Consider the following 17,524-nt stretch of genomic DNA (forward strand, 5'->3'; position numbering starts at 1 on the left):
TGCCGTCCCGATGATCGTTCCGTTTTCCCTTCGCGGGCGGGGGCATTGGACCGGACGGACTACAGTCCGAACGAACCGGTCGCAAAACAAGTCGCACGCCGACTCCAACTCAATCGTCACGTCTCAGCTCCGTTGCTGATACACAGTTTAGGCCCGCACCACTCTGCCATTTTTTGCTGTCCCGCGTTTGCAGTTTTTTGTTGCGGTGGACGACTAAAATTGGAGCTCATTTAACGGGGGAGAAGGCATCGCCTGTGTCGGCTTCCATCATGATTCCTCATGACGCCGATCCGGCGCGCCACCAATCACGCCAGCGATAAAAATGCGGCGGGTTACCGCCTGATCGATGCCGACGGCCTTCGCCAAAGGACTTTCCGCTAGTCAATGTCGCAGGAAAACCGGCGCGACAAAATCCTCGAAGCCGCTCATCCGCACCCGGCGCGCGAGACGTGACGAGGTATGATCGCGTTCTGGGAGAGCCTGGGCGATTGAGATGTGCAACATTTCTTACTTCGGTAAGCCAGTTATTTGAGCAACTCAACGACCATGCACAACCGCCGCCGGTTTGGCGTCGTCTTGCTTTCGGCGTCAAGCAACACGCCGGGCCGCCCGCTGATCCGCGCCTTGTATTCATTATCCCAGTTGCCATCCCCACGCACTTTGCCTTACATGCCCGCCAAACTCGCCCGCGGCTGACGGCCGGGGCCCAAAAATCACCAATTGTCAAAGGGACGAGACATGGCGCGTAACATCCTGATTCTCGGGGCTTCCTACGGCTCCCTGCTGGGCACGAAGCTGCTGATGGCGGGGCACAACGTGACCCTGGTCTGCCGCGCCAAGACCGCTGAGCTGATCAACCGCGAGGGGACCGAGGTGCGCATCAAGTTGCGTGACGAGGCCGTTCACCGCGCCATCTTCTCGCGCGACCTGCCCGGCAAGCTCGACGCCGTGACGCCGGCCAATGTGGACCTGTCCCGTTACGACATGGTCGGCCTTGCGATGCAGGAGCCGCAATACACCAACCATACGGTGCGCGTTCTCATGGTCAGGATCGCCGCGGCGAAGCTGCCGTGCCTCTCGATCATGAACATGCCGCCGCTGCCCTATCTGAAGCGGATCCCCTCGCTCGCAGACATGGATCTCGAGGAGGCCTACACCAATGCGCAGGTGTGGGAGCGCTTCGAGCCGGGGCTGGTGACCCTGTGCTCGCCCGACCCGCAGGCATTCCGTCCGCCGGAAGAGGCTGCGAACGTGCTGCACGTCGGTCTGCCCACGAATTTCAAGGCATCCGTGTTCGCCGACGAGAAGCACAACAAGGTGCTGCGCGAGCTCGAAGCCGACATCGACGCGGTGACCCTCGACGGCCACGACGTGCCGGTGAAGCTGAAGGTGTTCGATTCCCTGTTCGTGCCGCTGGCCAAATGGTCGATGCTGCTGACCGGCAACTACCGCTGCATCACGCCGCACGAGCCGCAGTCGATCCGGGACGCCGTGCACGGTGATCTCGCGCGCTCGCAGACGATCTACGAGCATGTCGACGCCATCGCCAGGCGTCTCGGCGCCGATCCGCAGGACCAGGTGCCGTTCGCGAAATACGCCAAGGCTGCCGAGAGCCTGCTGAAGCCGTCATCGGCCGCACGCGCGGTGGCCGGCGGCGCGCCCTTCATCGAGCGCGTCGACCTGCTGGTCAAGCTGATCTCGCATCAGCTCGGCGCGCCCAATGCAGAGATCGACCGCACGGTCGAGACCGTGGACCTGAAGCTCAACGAGAAGATCGTGCAGGGCGGATCGGGCGCGCTGTAACGGGCCGCGATCCCCTTTGCCCCGCACCCATCATTGGCTGGGCGCATGCCAAGCGCACGGTGCAATGGCGGTTTCGCACATCAAGGGGGGAACTCGCGCAAGTGATACCCCAGGACGCCGGTCCGCAAGCGCCCTATCGGCCCGCACTTCTACGGCAATCGAATCGCGCCTGAAATCCGCCGTGGGCAACAACGCATGATTTACGCCATGGTGCTCGACGCGCCACGGCCGGATTGATAAGCCCCTGTCCGCGAATGATGGGACTTGAGTCGGGCATGACGGTTGCGATCGAGATGGGGCAGACCACGGCGGGCGCCGCGGCGGCCATGGACCTCGAGGAACTGCTGGCGACCCGCCTCCTGGTGCAAGGCAATTCGGGTTCCGGAAAATCACATCTGCTGCGGCGGCTGCTGGAGCAGAGCGCACCCTGGGTGCAGCAGGCGATCATCGATCCCGAAGGCGATTTCGTCTCCCTGGCGGAGCATTTCGACCATCTCGTGATCGAGGCCCAGGATCACACCGAACGCGGCCTTCAGGTTGCCGGCGAGCGCGCGCGGCTGCATCGCGTCTCCACCGTGCTCAACCTCGAAGGGCTCGACGCCGAGAACCAGATGCGCCGCGCCGCGGCCTTCCTCGGCGGACTGTTCGACGTGGACCGCGACCATTGGTATCCGATGCTGGTCGTGGTCGACGAGGCGCAGCTGTTTGCGCCTGCGGTCGCGGGGGAAGTCTCGGACGAAGCGCGAAAGCTTTCGCTCGGCGCGATGACCAATCTGATGTGCCGCGGCCGCAAGCGCGGGCTTGCCGGGATCATCGCGACCCAGCGGCTGGCGAAGCTCGCCAAGAACGTCGCGGCGGAAGCGTCCAACTTCCTGATGGGCCGCACCTTCCTCGACATCGACATGGCGCGCGCCGCCGACCTGCTCGGCATGGAGCGGCGGCAGGCCGAATCGTTTCGCGATCTCGAACGCGGACAATTCATGGCGCTCGGCCCCGCGCTGTCACGCCGGCCGCTGCGTTTGAACATCGGCGCGACCGAAACCCAGCCGCGCAATTCCACGCCGCGGCTGATGCCGATGCCCGAAGCCGCACTCGAAAATATGCGCGCCGTGATCCTGGCCGCGCCGCCGCCCGATGCCAGCCGGCCGCAGCGCCGGCCCGCGCCCGATCTGCTCGAGCAGCTCCGCGCCGCGAAGGCTGCGGCACCGGAGATCGGCCCCGAAATAATCGAGGTCCCGATTAGTGCCGAAGAGCTCGCTGAACGGCGCGAACGCGTGGATCGGACCCTTCGTGCCGTGCTCGCCGCGCCCGATGCCGGTTTCCGCGCGGTGGGCGTGCTGTACCAGGAGTTCGTGGTCCGCTGCCGCATCGAGGGCCTCGGCTCGGCGGTGCCCGACCTCACCGAATTCCGCCGCATGCTGACACGGGCACGCGCCGGGCTCGGCGCCGAGCATGCCGAAGACGACGCCTGGCAGGACGTGTCGCTCCGCGCCTCGATCCTTCCCGACGACATGCAGGGCGTCTTCATGATGATCGCGCGTGCGGCGAAAGAAGGCTGGCCGTGTCCCGGTGACGCCGCGATCGCCCGCGCCTACGGCTCGCATTCGCTGCGCCGGGCGCAGCGCCTGCTCGGCTACATGGAAGAGCAGGGCCTGATCGTCTGCCAGCTCGACGGCGCCGGCCGCAGGTTCGTGACGCTGGTGGAATTGGCCTGGGCCACCGCGCCGGGCGATCCCAATGCCGACGATCTGCCGGCGGAGAGCGCAGCTTCGGCTTGAGCCCACGATTGACTCATGCTGTCTCGGTAGCATCGGCGCCCACCAGCACATCAGGCGTGCGCCGCCGCTCGAGCGCGTATAGCCTGCGATAGAGCACGACCGAAACCAGCCATGCAATCGCGAACAGCGCGATCACGGCGAAGCCGACGTTCGCGAGCGAATCGTTGAGGCCGTCGACCAGCGTCCACACACCGCCAGACAGGCCGAGCCGATCCCCGATCAGGCCAAGCGCCTCAATGCCGCCGATCAACAGCGCCACCGCGACCGAGGCACCGGTGATCGTGAGGTTGTACCAGAGCTTCCGTAAGGGATCGACGAAGGCCCAACGATAAGCGCTGACCATCAGCGCGGAATCGGCGGTGTCGACCAGCGCCATGCCTGATGCGAACAGCGCGGGAAAGACCATGACGTCGGCCAGCGATGCACCAAGCGCGTATTCGCTGGCGGAGATGCTGAGCAGGCCGATCTCGGTGGCGGTGTCGAAGCCGAGGCCGAACAGGAAGCCGAGCGGGTACATATGCGCCGGCTTGGTCACCAGGCGGAACATCGGGCCGAGCAGCCGCGCCAGCAATCCGCGGCTGGCGAGCAGCGCATCAAGCTGCGCGGCGTCGTGGATGCCTTGCGCGCGCGCGATCCGGAACGTCCGCCACAGGCCGGCGAAGATGACCAGGTTGATGGCCGCGATCACCAGCAGGAACAGCGCCGACACCGACGTGCCGATGAAGCCGCCGACGTCCTTGAGCAGGCTGTCGCCGCCAAGGCTCACCAAGCCCAGCGCGAGCAGCATGGTCGCGACCACAACCACGGTGGAATGACCAAGCGCGAAATAGAGACCAACGCTGCGCGGCGCATCGCCGGCCTGCATCAGCTTGCGCACGACGTTGTCGATGGCCGCGATGTGGTCGGCATCGACGGCGTGGCGCAGGCCGAACACCCAGGCAAGCAGCGCGGTCGCCATCACCGTCGGCCGGTCACCGAACGCCGCGAACGCCCAAGCCCACGCCCCGATGTTGGCCGCGATCAACCCGCCGAACAGCAGCATCATTCCGGGGTCGACCGCCCGCAAAGATAATTTCGTCACGCCAATCATTCCGTCCGCTGCACGACCCATCGCACGAGCGGTATGATCTTTTCATAAGGTGGTCATACTGACCAGTGCAATCCCGGAGGGGCGGCACGGTTCTGCAGCAGTGCTTGCGGCGTCCTTCGGGACGCCCGCTGCGCGGGCTCCTTTAGGATGAGGTCTTGCTTCGCCGCGAGATCGCCAGACCCTCACGGTGAGGCGCCCGCCAAGGGCGGGCGTCTCGAACCATGCAGGCCGAGATGGCGCTACGCCGCCTCGGAGCCGCCGAGATAGGCATCGCGGATGCGGGGATCGTCCTTCAGCGCGCGGGCGGAGCCGGAGAGAACGATCTTGCCGGTCTGGAGCACATAGGCCTCGTGCGCGATCTCGAGCGCGAGGCTGGCGTTCTGCTCGACCATGAAGACCGAGACGCCCTCCTGGTTGATGGTACGGGTCAGTTCCAGCACGCGGTCGACGTAAAGCGGCGACAGGCCCATGGTCGGCTCGTCCATCACGATCATCCTGGGACGGCTCATCAGCGCGCGCGCCATCGCGACCATCTGCTGCTCGCCGCCGGAGAGCGAGCCGGCGCGCTGCGACAGCCGTTGGCCGAGCTTCGGGAACAGCGTGAGCATCTTGTCGAGATCCTGCGCGATCGCCTCGCGGTCGTCGCGCACGAAGGCGCCCATCAAAATGTTCTCGCGGACGCTCATGTCGGCGAACAGCCGCCGTGCCTCCGGCACCGAGGCGATGCTGCGGCGGACGATCTGCGGCGTGGTAAGTCCCAGTAGCGAAGTGCCGTCGAACGTCACGTCGCCCGAGCGCGGCTTCACGAGGCCTAGAATGATCTTCATCGTGGTCGATTTGCCGCTGGCATTGCCGCCGAGCAGGCAGACGATGTGGCCGCGCGGAACTGATATCGACAGGTCGAAATGCACCTGGGCCTGACCATAGAAGGTATTGACGTCGGTGATCGCGAGCAGCGCATCGGGAGGCGGGTTCGTCATGCCGCGCTCTCCTGCTTCGTCGTCAGGCCGTGGCCGAGATAGGCCTCGATCACCTTGGGATCACCGCGCACCGCTTCGCCCGGGCCTTCCGCGATTTTCTTGCCCTCGTCCATGACGATGACGCGATCGGAGAGGCGCATCACCATTTCGAGCTTGTGCTCGATCAGCAAGATCGTCAGCCCTTCGGCTTTCAGCTCGGCGACGAGCCCCTGCATCTCCGTGGTCTCGGTCGGATTCATGCCGGCGGTCGGCTCGTCCAGCAGCAGCAGGCGCGGCTTCAAGGCGAGCGCGCGCGCGATCTCGACGCGGCGGCGGTTGGCGTAAGAGAGGCTGTAGGCCGGCTGATCGATACGCGGCAGCAACCGCTCGCCGAAGCGCGCGAGAATGACCTTCACCTCCTCGCGCAGCCGCTCTTCCTCCGCCTTGACGCTAGCGGGGCGCAGCAGCGCCAGACCCAATTCCAGCAGCGGGCCGATCACCGGCACTGCCGGTTTCACCGCGCGCAAGCGCGTATGCGCACCGATCAGGACGTTGTCCATCACGCTGAGATTGCCGAAGACGCGGCCGAGCTGGAACGTCCGCGCGATGCCTCCGGCCGCCAGGCGTTCCGGCGAGAAACCTGTGATGTCCTGACCTTCGAAGCGAACCGTCCCGGCGTCCGGAAGGTCAAGCCCGGTCACGAGATTGAACAGCGTTGTCTTGCCCGCCCCGTTCGGGCCGATGATGCTGATCAGCTCGCCTTTGGCGAGATCGAGATCGATGGCGTCGACGGCGGTGAGGCCGCCGAAGCGCCGCGTGAGCCCGCGCAGGGACAGCATCGCCGTGTGTGCGTCCATCATCACACCGTCCCCAAAAGGCCCTGCGGCCTGAACCGCACCAGCAGCAGCAGCACGATGCCGTAGATCAGGATGCGATACTCCGCCGCGATGCGGAACACTTCCGGCAGGCCGACCAGCGCGACCGCCCCGAGAATCGCCCCGACGACATTGCCGAGACCGCCGAGGATGACGACGGTCAGCGCCAGGATGGATTGCTGCGTGTTGAAGGTCTCGTGGTTGATATAGGAATAGAGATGCGCGGCGATGCCGCCGCTGACCCCCGCGGCAAAGCCGCCGAAGATGAAGGCCAGCGATTTGTAGCGATTCAGGCTGAGGCCATAGGCCCGCGCGGCGATGTCGTCGTCGCGGATGGCGCGAAAGCTGCGGCCGAGATGCGAGCCGAGCAGGCGTCCCTGCAGCAGCGCCAGCACGACCATCACGATGAAGCTGAACCAGTAGATCGAAATCGGGCTGACCAGCTCATAGCCAAACAGCGACAGCGGCGGGATGCCGGAGATGCCGATCGGCCCGCGCGTGACGCTCTCCCAATTCAGGATCACCAGCGAGACGATCTCGCCGATCGCGAGCGTCGCGATTGACACATAATGTCCGCGCAGCCGGAACGACGGCGAGATCAGCGCCGTGCCCAGCGCAGCACTCATCAGGCCGCCGCCGATGATGGCAAGGCCGACCGGGACAGCGAACGTGAGCGACAGCAGCGCGGAGGTGTAGGCGCCGATCGCGAGCAGCGCGGCGTGTCCCAGCGAGACCTGACCAATCGTGCCTGCAACAAGGGTGAGGCTCAGCGCGAGCATGCCGAGCAGCCAGGCGTTGATCAGGGTCTGGAGCACGTAGAACGACACGGGCAACAGCGGCAGGATCGCGAAGACGACGGCAGCGATCAGCAGAGCCCAGCGCGGAATCCAGACCGGGCGGCTCGGCGCGATGAAAGTGCCGGTGAGCGGCTCGGGCGGCGCCTGCCGCGCGCTGGCGAACAGACCGTTCGGGCGCAGCACGAGCACCACGACCAGCAGCAGGAACGCGAACAGGTTGCGGTAGCTGGTGCCGAACACGGCAACGCCGTAGCTCTCCACCAATCCCAGCAGCAGGCTGCCGATCACCGCACCCGGCACATTGCCGGCACCGCCGACGACTTCGGCGACGACGCCCTTGAGCGTCGCCTGCAGGCTCATCGCGGTGTCGATCTGGTTATAGTACATACCGACCAGCAGGCCGGAGACGCCGCCGAGCGCAGCCGCAATGCCGAACACGGCCTGATTGACGCGGTTGACGTCGACGCCCATCTGCATCGCGGCGTCGCGGTCCTGCGCGGTGGCACGCACGGCCCAGCCGAGCTTGCTGTAGCGCAGGAACACGAACAGCAGCAACGCGCTGGTGAGGCCGACACCGGCGATGAGCAGATCGAGCGGGCCGATCGTGCCGCCGCCGATCTGGAAGCGGACATCCGGCAACTGGCTCGGCAATGCGCGCGGATTGGGCGAAAAAGTCAGCATCACGAGCTGATCGAGCACGAAGCTGATGCCGATGGTCGCCAGCAGCGGTGCGATGCGCACCGAGTTCTGCAGCGGGCGCAGGCCGAACCGCTCGATGATCAAGCCGACCAGCGCCGCCGCCACCGCGACCAGGATGATGGTGAGCGGCAGTGGCGTATGCAGCTGCACCACCGCGACCCAGCCGATATAGGCGCCGACGAGGTAGATCGATCCTTGCGCAAAGTTGATCAGCCGGCTGACGCCGAAGATCAGCGCGAGCCCGACCGCAACGAGGGCGTAGACGTTACCGACGATCAGCCCGTTGATCGTGTAGTCGAGCCAGGAAGACACGCAGGAGATCCCCTCAGGTCGGCTTGCCGTCCCAGAGGGCGAACTGGCCCTTGCGCACGACGAGCTCCGCATTCATGGCGCCCTTGACGCGCCGGCTCTCGACGTCGAACGTCGCTTTGCCGAAGATCACGCTCGAGACGTCCTTCACTTTCGTGAAGGCATCGCGGATCGCGCGCCGGTCGGCGCCGCCGATCCTCACCACGGCGGCCGCCATGTTCATCGCGTCATAGGCGTAGGCGTTGAACGCGTCGGGCTCCACCCCGTTGTATTTCTTCTTGAAGCCGGCGATGAACGTCTGCACCTCGGGGCGCGGGTCTTCCGGGAAGTAGCGCGTGCCGACATGAACATCCTCGACGGCCTCGCCGCCGAGCTCCAGGAATTTCGGCGAGTAGACCGAGCTCGCGGCGCAGATCACCTGCTTCAGCCCAACCTGGCGCGCCTGGCGCGCGATCAGCGCACCGTCGGAATAATAGGAGATCAGGATCAGCCCGTCAGGATTGGCGTCGCGGACACGCACCAGCGTGGAGCGGAAGTCGCGCTCCTCCGCGATGTAGCCTTCGGTGACGGCGATTTCGGCGCCGTGCTCCTTCGCGGCCTTAACGAAATAGTCGCGGCTGGTACGGCCCCAATCGGTGTTGAGGTGCAGCACGGCGAGCTTCTTCAGGCCGAGGCGCTTGACGGCATAGGCCGCCAGCAGCGGCTGCTCGTCAGCCTGGCTGACCGAGGTGCTCCACATGAAGTCGCCGCCCTTGGTGAAATCGGGATGCGAATTTGTGAATCCGAACTGCACCAGCCCGCCGCGCTGATAGATCGGCGAGGCCGCCATCGAGGCGGGGCTGGAGAAGTCGCCGAGCTCCATGACAATCCTGGGATCGGAGACGAATTTCTGGGCGATCGCCACCGACTGGCGCGGGTCGCTCTGGCTGTCCTCGAAATTATAGGCGAGCTTGCGGCCGTTGATGCCGCCCGCTGCCTCGATCTCGTCGAGCGCGAGATCGAAGCCCTGCTTCCACTGCGTGCCATATTGTGCGTTCGGCCCGGTCAACGGACCACTGACGCCCAGCAAAATCGGTTCGGACGATTGCGCAAGCGCGGCGCGCGAGAAGGCTGCCCCCGCCATCAGGGCGGCAAGCGAGCCCTTGACCAGGGTACGACGATCGATGTTGCTCATGGACGGCTCCATCCTGTCAGGCGTTGAAACAACTAGCAATTTCCATGCCGGTGAGATTGGCTATTTCGAGGGCTCGCCAAGCGACAGCATCAGCCGGTTCGCCCAGTTGAAGAACGACGCGCCGTTGATGACGTCGACGATCTCGGCATCGTCGAGACCGGCGCGGCGCAGCTCATCGATATTGTCGGGGCTGAACGCGATCGGCGTCGCAGCCAACGCCACCGAGGCCTTGACGACCGCATTCCAGCGCTCGCCGAGATCGGCGCCGACGCCCTCGTCGAGCAGGCGCTGCACATCGTCGCGGCGCTTGGAATAAGTGCTGGCGAAACGCGCATGCACGGAGGCGCAGTAGATGCAGCCGTTGTAGCGCGAGGTCGCAGCCGCCGCGAGCTCGCGCTCGGCGCGCGGCAGGCCGTCGGCGACGTTGTAGAAGATGTCCTTGTCTGTCTTGGTGCGGGCTTCCAGCACCTCGGGGTCGCGCACCAGCAGGCGGAAATACTCGGACTTGGAACGGAAGCGATCGACGAGGCCCGCGAAATGCCGCTCGGTCAGCTCGGCTTCGAGCAGCGGGTCGATCCAGGACACCCAGCTCAGTTCGTCCTGGGTGAAGACGACGGGCGGATTGGCATTGTTTGCAGCGCTCATGATGCAGCCTCCTTACGCGCCGGCCGCGGCGTTCGTGGTGCGCCCGAGCGAGGCACCGAGCACGCGCAGTCCGGTGACGACGCGCACCTGGAACGACAGGAACGCAACGAGCTGAGAGAACGTGACGATTCCGGTGTTCGACCAACCGGCGGCGAGCAGAGCCTTCATGTCGGCGGCGGCCGCATCGCGCGGGCGGAACACCAGCAGATGCGCATGTTCGAACGCCGCAGCGAGCCGGTCCCCGAGATCGGGCTTGCGCTCCGCGCTGACGCGGTAGATCAAGCCGGCCTTGTTTTCGACAGACAGGGGGCCGGTTGGAAAGGCACCGTAGGGGCCCGAGGTCTCGCCCCGCGCGATTTCGACATCGACAGCTTCGACCAGGCGCGCGCCATCGGCGGTCGCAGCTAACTTCGCCCGATAGAAGCCGGCCATCGTGGGCTCGCGGTGAAGCCCGATCACGAAGAGCGCGACCGCGGCGCGCTCCACCAGCGAGACATCGCCGGCGTCGATCGGCTCGAACAGCGAGAGATAGCTCTTCTGCGCATTGTCGCGCGCCTGGATGCGCTTGGCCCGAATGCCGTCCAGAGCCGAACCCGGTTCGATCCCGGCGAGCGTGTCGATGATATCTTTCGTAGCCATCATTCAGCCTCTTGCAACCTCATTCCGACTAACCCGCCAGCGCCACGTCGGGCGCCGTCCGCGCCCAGCCCAGCGCCGGCGCGACCTTCTCCGCCACCAGCTCGATCGAGCGCAGGATATGGGGATGCGGGGCATCGACCGAATGCGCCTGGAAGACGAGATCGGTCACCCGCTCCAGCGTGGCGTCGGCGCGGAGCGAAGCGATGACGTCGTCGGCCGCGCCGACATGGGTGTCGAACGCCGCGATCATCTCCTCGAGCGTTTCGCCTGGCTTGGCGTGGCCGCCCTTGAGGAATTGCGGGAGCGCGCGCCGCAGGCCGATATCGGCAAGACGCATCGCCTCAGTCCGGTCGTCGGCAACGAAGACGGTGCGCGAGGCCATGATGCGGGGCTCCCGTCCCGGCGGCAGCGCCTCGAGATAGGCATCGATCACCGGATTCTGAATCTCGGCGAGCGTTGCCTTCGGCGCCTCCTTGGTTCGAGGCTGGGTGCGCGACAGCAACAGGCCATCGCCTGCCTTGCCGGCACGCGCGCCGCCCGCGACAGAGAACGTCGCCTGCCAGATCCTGTCGTCCAATTGCGGCCGCTGCGGATAGAGCGTGTCACCACCTTCGAGCGGCTTGCCGACCAACGCGGTGCGGACGACGTCCAGATTGCGCGCAAAGATCTCGTTGCGCTGGGCGCTGTCGAGGCCGAAGGCGGCAAAGGCCGAGGGATTGCCGCCGGTGCCGACACCGAGCTCGAAGCGACCGTTGCAGAGCAGATCGAGCACCGCGGCATCCTCCGCCACCCGCACCGCGTTCTCCAGCGGCAAGGTGACGATGCCGGTGCCGAGCCTGATGCGCGAGGTCTGGGCTGCGACATAACCGAGGAAGGTGAAGGGGGACGGCAGGCCGCCCTCGCGCTCGTGGAAATGGTGCTGCGCGATCCACGCGGAATCGAGGCCCGCCGTCTCGGCGCGCACGATCTGCTCGGCCGCGAAGCGATATCGGTCGGCCGGCGGGGCCTCGTCGAGAAGCCGTGTGAAAAACCCCAGGCGTTTCAGGTTTGCTAAGCGTTTCATACGACCCCTGTCGGACGAGGATAGGTCCCGATGATGTCGGTTGCCGCAGCTCCAGACAAGCGGGCATTGCGCAGGGCTAGTACGCAAGCCCGCCCGCCGGGATCGCCCCGAGCTGAACTTTGGCTGGGCAGACTGCCTACCAGCTCGGCAGAACCGCGCCCTTGAACTTGGTCAGGATGAACTCCTTGACCTCCGCCGTGTGATAGCTGTCCACCAGGATCTTGACCCAGGGCTTGTCCTTGTCGACCGTGCGAACGGCGATGAGATTGACGTAGGGACCCTTCGGGTCCTCGCGCAGGATCGGATCCTTGACGGGATCGAGGCCAGCCTGGGTTGCATAATTGGTGTTGATCGCGGCGGCGTCGACGTCGTCGAGCGCGCGCGGCGCCTGCGCCGCGTCGACCTCGATGAACTTCAGCTTCTTGGGATTCTCGGTGATATCGAGCACCGTCGGCTTGAAACCCGTGCCGTCCTTCAGCTTGATCGCGCCCTTGTCGCGCAGCAGCAGCAACACGCGGCCGCCATTGGTCGGATCGTTCGGGATCGAGACCTTGCCGCCCTCGGGGATATCGGCGAAGGCCTTGTGCTTCTTGGAATAGACGCCGATCGGAAAATTCACGGTCAGGCCGACGGCTTCGATCTTGTAGCCACGGTCCGCCTTCTGATTGTCCAAATATGGTTGGTTCTGGAACGAATTGGCCTGGATCTCGCCGGCATCGAGCGCGGCGTTCGGCACGACGTAGTCGGAGAATTCGATGAGCTGGATGTCGAGACCCTGCTTGGCGGCGATCGGCTTCACCGCCTCGAAGATCTGGGCGTGCGGCCCCGGCGTCACGCCGATCTTGATGGTCTCGCCTGAAGCGGCGGCCGACCAGGCGGCGAGCACGGTCGCAAGGATCAGGGTGGAACAGAACGACATCTTGGTCTCCATGACTCGGCAATGATTGGAACCGTATTCGCTTCTCCGCGGCGCGAAATCAATGAAATGTAAATCCATATTGACCGATTGACGCGGACCACGCTTCTCCGTTCGACCGCATGTGGGGAACGAATGCATCTGCGCAAGCGTGAGACGCGTCACGACAAAACCCACGGATCGTTGCCCGTAGCCCGATGGAGCGATGCGCAATCCGGGGCGCCGCCAGCGCGGCTGGACTTATCCTGGTTGCGCTCGGCTCCATCCGGGCGTCAGACCTCTCCCCGCACATTCGTCATTTCGCCGCAGGGTTTTCTGACCTTGGTGGCATTGCCGCCTCGCCCATGATCAAACATGATGGGCCTTGGCCGGTGACGACTTGTCCTTGAAGTGGGGGATCATCCGATGAACGAGAACGAAATCCGCAAGTCCATCACTGAGGTGCAGCAGGGCACCTTGTCGCGACGCTCGTTCATGCAGACGATGGCTGCGATCGGGATCGCGGCGCCTGTCGCGAGCCAGATCCTGGTCTGGAACGACGTGGCGATGGCGGACGCCACCCTGCCCTACAAGCCGACCAAGGCCGGCGGCGGCGGCCCACTCAAGATCCTGCTCTGGCAGGCCCCTACACTGCTCAATCCGCATTTCGCGCTCGGGACCAAGGACCAGATCGCCTCGCGCGTCTTCTTCGAGCCGCTCGCCGGCTGGGACAAGGACGGCAACCTCGTCCCCTGCCTCGCGGCCGAGGCTCCGTCCAAGCAGAACGGCGGCCTTTCGCCGGACGGCCTGAGCGTGACCTGGAAACTGAAGCAGGGCGTGAGATGGCATGACGGCAAGCCCTTCACCGCCGACGACGTCGTGTTCACCTGGCAATACGCCTCGGATCTCGCCACGGCGGCGTACACTACGGGGTCTTACAAAGACATCACGGTCGAGAAGATCGACGACCACACCGTCAAGGTGCTGTTCAAGGCGCCGACGCCGTTCTGGGCCGATCCCTTCGTCGGCTCGGTCGGTCCGATCCTGCCGAAACATCATTTCGGCGACTATGTCGGCGCGAAGTCGCGCGAAGCGCCCGGCAATCTGAAGCCGGTCGGCACTGGTCCCTACAAATTCGTCGAGTTCAAGCCGGGTGACCTGATCCGGGCCGAACGCAATCCCGACTATCACGTCAAGAACCAGCCGCATTTCGACACGCTCGAGATCAAGGGCGGTGGCGATGCGGTGTCCGCCGCGCGCGCCGTGCTGCAGACCGGCGAATACGACTATGCCTGGAACATGCAGGTGGAGGAGGAGGTCCTCAAACGCATGGAGGCCAGCGGCAAGGGCAAGCTCGACGTCACGCCATCAGGCAACGTCGAATTCATCATCCTCAACACGACGGACCCCTGGACCGAGGTGGACGGCGAGCGCTCAAGCCCCAAGACCAAGCACCCGACGCTGTCCGATCCCGCCGTTCGCCGCGCGATCAATCTGCTGATCGACCGCGAGTCGATTCAGAAATTCATTTACGGGCGCGGCGGCGTCGCCACCGCGAGCTTCGTCAACGCGCCCAAACAGTTCAAGTCGCCGAAGCTGAAATACGAGTTCGACGTCGACAAGGCGAACAAGATCCTCGACGAGGCCGGCTGGGCCAAGGCCGCGGACGGCATCCGCGAGAAAGACGGCAAGAAGCTCAAATTCGTCTTCCAGACCTCGACCAATGCGCCGCGTCAGAAGACGCAGGCCATCATCAAGCAGGCCTGCCAGAAGGCCGGGATCGAGATCGAAATCAAGGCGGTCACGGCATCGGTGTTCTTCTCGTCCGACGTCGGCAACCCCGACACCTACTCCAAGTTCTATGCCGACATGGAGATGTACAACACCACGCAGCCGCAGCCCGACCCGGAGCGCTTCCTGAACCAGTGCGTCTCCTGGGAGATCTCCAACAAGGAAAACAAATGGCTCGGCCGCAACGTCTCGCGCTGGTCCGATCCCGAGGCCGACAAGGCCTACAAGTCTGCGCAGAACGAGCTTGATCCGGTCAAGCGGGCCGCGCTGCTGATCAAGGTCGACGAAACTTTTTGCGAGGCCAACGTGTTCCTGCCGCTTCTATCCCGCAACATCGTCAACGCAGGCGTCAACAACCTCATGGTCGACATGTCGGGATGGGACGTCACGACCTGGAATCTGGCGAGTTGGTATCGCAGCTGACGCCGGAGAGGCTGAACGCAAACTCCGCCTCGGCAGACCACCAGCTCAATCCCTGCCGGCGAATTGACGGTCGAGGTTTGACGCCGCGTCGGCGCTTCTGAGCCGTTTCATCAGCTCATCCCGCTCCTTGCCGTCGGGCAACGCCTCGGCCTTTTCACGGATGGTCCTGGTGAACTCCGCAAGCCGTTCTTGCAGAGTGGTGGTTTGCTGAACGCGACGCCGCCTGAGCACGATCGGCGCAGCCATGTCTGTATCAAATGATATAGTTCACGCCATTTGGTGCCGACACCCACTGTTCACATGTGAACAGTGGGAGCCACCTTCACCTGCCGCTCCGGAACGAAAATGGCGGCTGTTACATTGACGCGGCGAGACAACACGGACGCGCCATGGGCAAGATATTGATCAGCACCGCCGTCGTAAGCCTGGCGCTCATCATTGCCTTCGCGGTCTATGTCATCACTCTCTGAATTGCCAAGTAGAAGCGAATGATGGTGCGGCTCGGACATCAACCGCGCGCACAGCAATCGACCAACAGGTCCCAGATCCGCTGCGCCTCGCGCGATGCGCTGCTTTCCGGCCCCTTCTCCGGGTTGGACTGCGAATAGTCCGCCACCGGACGTTCCTCGCGAGGCACGATCCATCGCTGGGAGATCGGGTCGTACCATTTTCCGATCATCATTTCAGTCACGCCGATCGACTCACCGATTTGATCCTGGGCGAGCTACGGCTCACGGGCTTCGTCAATCCCATTCACCGCGCCTCGCCCATTTTACAAATCGGCTTCTGACACAATCGTTCCTGCCGCGGCTCAGCCAGGCCGTGCCGGATGAAGCGTACGGGGATGCCGCTCGTGCAGCAGTCGCGCGAGCTCTTCCCGCTCCGCAGGACGCCCCTTCATGGCGGTCTCGAACAGCGCTTCCTGGATGTCGCGAGGCATGTCACCCCACACGTCCATGGCCGCTCGTCCGAGCAAGCCCGCAAGATGATCCGCACCATCGCTCATTCGGCTCTCCTGATCTGATCACGGGAATGGAACAGCTAGGGCTGTGCAGCGTTCCAGTTCCATCATTGTCAAAGGAGACGTCGTTTATGGGATTCTTCACCAAGGACATCAAATCGATGGAAGACCTGCTGCTGCACGGCCTGCAGGATATCTATTACGCGGAACAGCAGATCCTCAAGGCTCTGCCGAAGATGATCGAGAAGGCGACAAACAGGGACCTTGCCGCCGGCTTGAAAGCCCATCTGGAGGAGACCAACAAGCAGGTCGACAGGCTCGGCAAGGCATTCGCGAAGCTCGGCAAGGAGCCCAGCGGGACACACTGTCCCGCCATCGACGGCCTCATCAAGGAGGCCGATGAGACCGCGGGCGAAATCGAGGACAAGGCCGTGCTCGATGCCGCGATCGTGGCCAACGCACAGGCCGTCGAGCATTATGAGATGTGCCGCTACGGCACGCTGATCGCATGGGCGGAGGAACTCGGGCACGACGACATCGTGCGCTTCCTCACGACGAACCTGAACGAAGAGAAGGCCGCCAACACCAAGCTGAACACCGTGGCGCTTCGCAAGGGCGTCAATGCCAAGGCGTCCAGCGCGGCTTGATCGAGACCTGCTGGTCAAGGCGTGCTGGTGAAGACGTACTAGACGTGGCGGCCCCACCCGCGGGGCTGCCACGTTCTCGTTGCAGGTTCGGTCAGATGAACGGCTTGCCGCCGGTGACCGCCAGGGTCGCTCCCGACGTGTAGCTCGAGAGTGGATCGGCGAGCATGACATAGGCGGTCGCAAGTTCGGCCGGTTGGCCGGCCCGTTGCATCGGCACTTGCTTGCCGAAGTTCTTGACTTTGTCCTCCGGCATCGTCGACGGAATCAGCGGCGTCCAGATCGGACCCGGAGCGACCGCATTGACCCGAATGCCCTTTGCCGCCAGCATCTGCGCAAGGCCGCCGGTAAAGTTCTGAATGGCGCCCTTGGTCGTGGCATAGGCCAGCAGGGTTGGATTCGGCATGTCGGAGTTCACCGACGCGGTGTTGATGATCGCCGCTCCCGGGCGCATGTGGGGGACCGCAGCCTTGGTGAGATAGAACATGGCGTGAATGTTGGTCTCGAACGTCCGCTGCCATTCCTCGTCGCTGATCTCAGCGATCTCCTTGAACGTGTCCTGATGCGCCGCGTTGTTGACGAGGATGTCTATTGCGCCGAACGCCTCGACGGTGCGCTGGATGATCGCGCGACAATGATCGGGATTGCGGATGTCGCCGGGGATCAGGACGACCTTGCGTCCCTCGCGCTCCACCAGCGTCTTGACCTCAGCGGCATCCTCGTCCTCGTTCAAATAGGCGATGACGATGTCGGCACCTTCCCGGGCATAGGCGATCGCGACCGCGCGGCCGATGCCACTGTCGCCACCGGTGATGATTGCCTTCTTTCCGGACAGTCGCCCGGAGCCCTTGTAACTCTCTTCGCCGTGATCCGGTCGTGGATTCATCGCGCGGGTCGAACCGGGCATCGATTGCTGCTGGGAGGGATAAGGCGGCTTTGGATATTCGGTCATGGAGTGGCTCCAGGGATTTACTCCGCT

The 17,524-nt window shown here is 64.4% G+C and carries 18 protein-coding genes; 4 read left to right on the forward strand and 14 right to left on the reverse strand.

Going from position 1 to position 17,524, the window contains the following annotated elements:
• Window positions 1–738: 738 nt before the first annotated feature.
• Entirely contained in the window at window positions 739–1,803 is a 1,065-nt protein-coding gene (locus ACFQX9_RS14355; protein ID WP_007595931.1) for a ketopantoate reductase family protein, read from the forward strand.
• Window positions 1,804–2,078: 275 nt separating this feature from the next.
• Window positions 2,079–3,581: a helicase HerA domain-containing protein gene (locus ACFQX9_RS14360; protein WP_026232634.1), complete on the forward strand. Its 1,503-nt coding sequence runs from the start codon at window positions 2,079–2,081 to the stop codon at window positions 3,579–3,581.
• 13 nt (window positions 3,582–3,594) lie between these two features.
• Here the strand turns inward: ACFQX9_RS14360 and ACFQX9_RS14365 are convergent, their stop codons facing one another.
• The 9 genes from ACFQX9_RS14365 to ACFQX9_RS14405 all read right to left on the reverse strand — a co-directional run bounded on the left by ACFQX9_RS14365 (window position 3,595) and on the right by ACFQX9_RS14405 (window position 12,762).
• On the reverse strand, window positions 3,595–4,626 hold the full coding sequence (locus ACFQX9_RS14365; RefSeq protein ID WP_018453944.1) for a HoxN/HupN/NixA family nickel/cobalt transporter: 1,032 nt from the start codon (window positions 4,624–4,626) through the stop codon (window positions 3,595–3,597).
• 284 nt (window positions 4,627–4,910) lie between these two features.
• The gene (locus ACFQX9_RS14370) at window positions 4,911–5,651 is read right to left on the reverse strand and encodes an ABC transporter ATP-binding protein (protein ID WP_085383548.1); all 741 of its coding nucleotides are present in this window, start codon (window positions 5,649–5,651) and stop codon (window positions 4,911–4,913) included.
• Window positions 5,648–6,490, reverse strand: a complete 843-nt coding sequence (locus ACFQX9_RS14375) for an ABC transporter ATP-binding protein (protein ID WP_018453942.1) — start codon at window positions 6,488–6,490, stop codon at window positions 5,648–5,650. Before ACFQX9_RS14375 ends, ACFQX9_RS14370 begins: the two co-directional genes overlap by 4 nt.
• A complete protein-coding gene (locus ACFQX9_RS14380) occupies window positions 6,490–8,313 on the reverse strand; it encodes an ABC transporter permease (protein WP_204512172.1) in 1,824 nt (607 codons plus the stop codon). The genes ACFQX9_RS14375 and ACFQX9_RS14380 overlap by 1 nt, the downstream gene beginning before the upstream one ends.
• 13 nt (window positions 8,314–8,326) lie before the next feature.
• Window positions 8,327–9,484: an ABC transporter substrate-binding protein gene (locus ACFQX9_RS14385; RefSeq protein WP_026232631.1), complete on the reverse strand. Its 1,158-nt coding sequence runs from the start codon at window positions 9,482–9,484 to the stop codon at window positions 8,327–8,329.
• A gap of 60 nt (window positions 9,485–9,544) precedes the next feature.
• Window positions 9,545–10,129: an alkylhydroperoxidase domain protein gene (locus tag ACFQX9_RS14390; RefSeq protein WP_377788999.1), complete on the reverse strand. Its 585-nt coding sequence runs from the start codon at window positions 10,127–10,129 to the stop codon at window positions 9,545–9,547.
• A gap of 12 nt (window positions 10,130–10,141) precedes the next feature.
• Window positions 10,142–10,768 carry a CMD domain protein gene (locus ACFQX9_RS14395; RefSeq protein ID WP_204513992.1) on the reverse strand — a complete coding sequence of 209 codons (627 nt, stop codon included), beginning with the start codon at window positions 10,766–10,768 and terminating at the stop codon, window positions 10,142–10,144.
• A 28-nt stretch (window positions 10,769–10,796) separates the two neighbouring features.
• Window positions 10,797–11,831, reverse strand: a complete 1,035-nt coding sequence (locus ACFQX9_RS14400) for a putative FMN-dependent luciferase-like monooxygenase (RefSeq protein WP_204512174.1) — start codon at window positions 11,829–11,831, stop codon at window positions 10,797–10,799.
• A 136-nt stretch (window positions 11,832–11,967) separates the two neighbouring features.
• A complete protein-coding gene (locus ACFQX9_RS14405; protein ID WP_204512175.1) occupies window positions 11,968–12,762 on the reverse strand; it encodes a MetQ/NlpA family ABC transporter substrate-binding protein in 795 nt (264 codons plus the stop codon).
• Between the two features lie 390 nt (window positions 12,763–13,152).
• Between ACFQX9_RS14405 and ACFQX9_RS14410 the strand changes: the two genes are divergently transcribed.
• Window positions 13,153–14,940, forward strand: a complete 1,788-nt coding sequence (locus ACFQX9_RS14410) for a peptide ABC transporter substrate-binding protein (protein ID WP_247767597.1) — start codon at window positions 13,153–13,155, stop codon at window positions 14,938–14,940.
• A gap of 45 nt (window positions 14,941–14,985) precedes the next feature.
• Here ACFQX9_RS14410 and ACFQX9_RS14415 read toward each other — a convergent pair whose 3' ends face one another.
• The 4 genes from ACFQX9_RS14415 to ACFQX9_RS14430 all read right to left on the reverse strand — a co-directional run bounded on the left by ACFQX9_RS14415 (window position 14,986) and on the right by ACFQX9_RS14430 (window position 15,946).
• Window positions 14,986–15,186, reverse strand: a complete 201-nt coding sequence (locus tag ACFQX9_RS14415; protein ID WP_377789002.1) for a hypothetical protein — start codon at window positions 15,184–15,186, stop codon at window positions 14,986–14,988.
• 50 nt (window positions 15,187–15,236) lie between these two features.
• Window positions 15,237–15,449 (reverse strand): hypothetical protein, encoded by a 213-nt coding sequence (locus ACFQX9_RS14420; protein WP_143273036.1) that lies wholly within the window; start codon window positions 15,447–15,449, stop codon window positions 15,237–15,239.
• On the reverse strand, window positions 15,449–15,631 hold the full coding sequence (locus ACFQX9_RS14425; protein WP_143273038.1) for a hypothetical protein: 183 nt from the start codon (window positions 15,629–15,631) through the stop codon (window positions 15,449–15,451). Before ACFQX9_RS14425 ends, ACFQX9_RS14420 begins: the two co-directional genes overlap by 1 nt.
• A 120-nt stretch (window positions 15,632–15,751) precedes the next feature.
• A complete protein-coding gene (locus ACFQX9_RS14430) occupies window positions 15,752–15,946 on the reverse strand; it encodes a hypothetical protein (protein WP_007614011.1) in 195 nt (64 codons plus the stop codon).
• Window positions 15,947–16,032: 86 nt separating this feature from the next.
• Here ACFQX9_RS14430 and ACFQX9_RS14435 point away from each other — a divergent pair, with 86 nt between their 5' ends.
• Window positions 16,033–16,548: a ferritin-like domain-containing protein gene (locus ACFQX9_RS14435; RefSeq protein ID WP_018453931.1), complete on the forward strand. Its 516-nt coding sequence runs from the start codon at window positions 16,033–16,035 to the stop codon at window positions 16,546–16,548.
• Between the two features lie 91 nt (window positions 16,549–16,639).
• Here ACFQX9_RS14435 and ACFQX9_RS14440 read toward each other — a convergent pair whose 3' ends face one another.
• A complete protein-coding gene (locus tag ACFQX9_RS14440; RefSeq protein ID WP_018453930.1) occupies window positions 16,640–17,497 on the reverse strand; it encodes an SDR family oxidoreductase in 858 nt (285 codons plus the stop codon).
• Window positions 17,498–17,524: the final 27 nt, after the last annotated feature.

It is taken from the genome of Bradyrhizobium sp. GCM10028915 (assembly GCF_042666195.1).
In the GTDB taxonomy this organism is placed as follows: Bacteria; Pseudomonadota; Alphaproteobacteria; order Rhizobiales; family Xanthobacteraceae; genus Bradyrhizobium; species Bradyrhizobium canariense_D.

Excerpts from the sequence above, each read along its gene's own strand:
- ACFQX9_RS14385 (WP_026232631.1), bottom strand. The coding sequence starts at position 9,484 with ATGAGCAACATCGATCGTCGTACCCTGGTCAAGGGCTCGCTTGCCGCC.
- ACFQX9_RS14430 (WP_007614011.1), bottom strand. The coding sequence starts at position 15,946 with ATGAGCGATGGTGCGGATCATCTTGCGGGCTTGCTCGGACGAGCGGCC.
- ACFQX9_RS14375 (WP_018453942.1), bottom strand. The coding sequence starts at position 6,490 with ATGATGGACGCACACACGGCGATGCTGTCCCTGCGCGGGCTCACGCGG.
- ACFQX9_RS14395 (WP_204513992.1), bottom strand. The coding sequence starts at position 10,768 with ATGGCTACGAAAGATATCATCGACACGCTCGCCGGGATCGAACCGGGT.
- ACFQX9_RS14420 (WP_143273036.1), bottom strand. The coding sequence starts at position 15,449 with ATGTCCGAGCCGCACCATCATTCGCTTCTACTTGGCAATTCAGAGAGT.
- ACFQX9_RS14365 (WP_018453944.1), bottom strand. The coding sequence starts at position 4,626 with ATGATGCTGCTGTTCGGCGGGTTGATCGCGGCCAACATCGGGGCGTGG.
- ACFQX9_RS14410 (WP_247767597.1), top strand. The coding sequence starts at position 13,153 with ATGAACGAGAACGAAATCCGCAAGTCCATCACTGAGGTGCAGCAGGGC.
- ACFQX9_RS14370 (WP_085383548.1), bottom strand. The coding sequence starts at position 5,651 with ATGACGAACCCGCCTCCCGATGCGCTGCTCGCGATCACCGACGTCAAT.
- ACFQX9_RS14405 (WP_204512175.1), bottom strand. The coding sequence starts at position 12,762 with ATGGAGACCAAGATGTCGTTCTGTTCCACCCTGATCCTTGCGACCGTG.
- ACFQX9_RS14415 (WP_377789002.1), bottom strand. The coding sequence starts at position 15,186 with ATGGCTGCGCCGATCGTGCTCAGGCGGCGTCGCGTTCAGCAAACCACC.
- ACFQX9_RS14400 (WP_204512174.1), bottom strand. The coding sequence starts at position 11,831 with ATGAAACGCTTAGCAAACCTGAAACGCCTGGGGTTTTTCACACGGCTT.
- ACFQX9_RS14435 (WP_018453931.1), top strand. The coding sequence starts at position 16,033 with ATGGGATTCTTCACCAAGGACATCAAATCGATGGAAGACCTGCTGCTG.
- ACFQX9_RS14355 (WP_007595931.1), top strand. The coding sequence starts at position 739 with ATGGCGCGTAACATCCTGATTCTCGGGGCTTCCTACGGCTCCCTGCTG.
- ACFQX9_RS14390 (WP_377788999.1), bottom strand. The coding sequence starts at position 10,129 with ATGAGCGCTGCAAACAATGCCAATCCGCCCGTCGTCTTCACCCAGGAC.
- ACFQX9_RS14440 (WP_018453930.1), bottom strand. The coding sequence starts at position 17,497 with ATGACCGAATATCCAAAGCCGCCTTATCCCTCCCAGCAGCAATCGATG.
- ACFQX9_RS14360 (WP_026232634.1), top strand. The coding sequence starts at position 2,079 with ATGACGGTTGCGATCGAGATGGGGCAGACCACGGCGGGCGCCGCGGCG.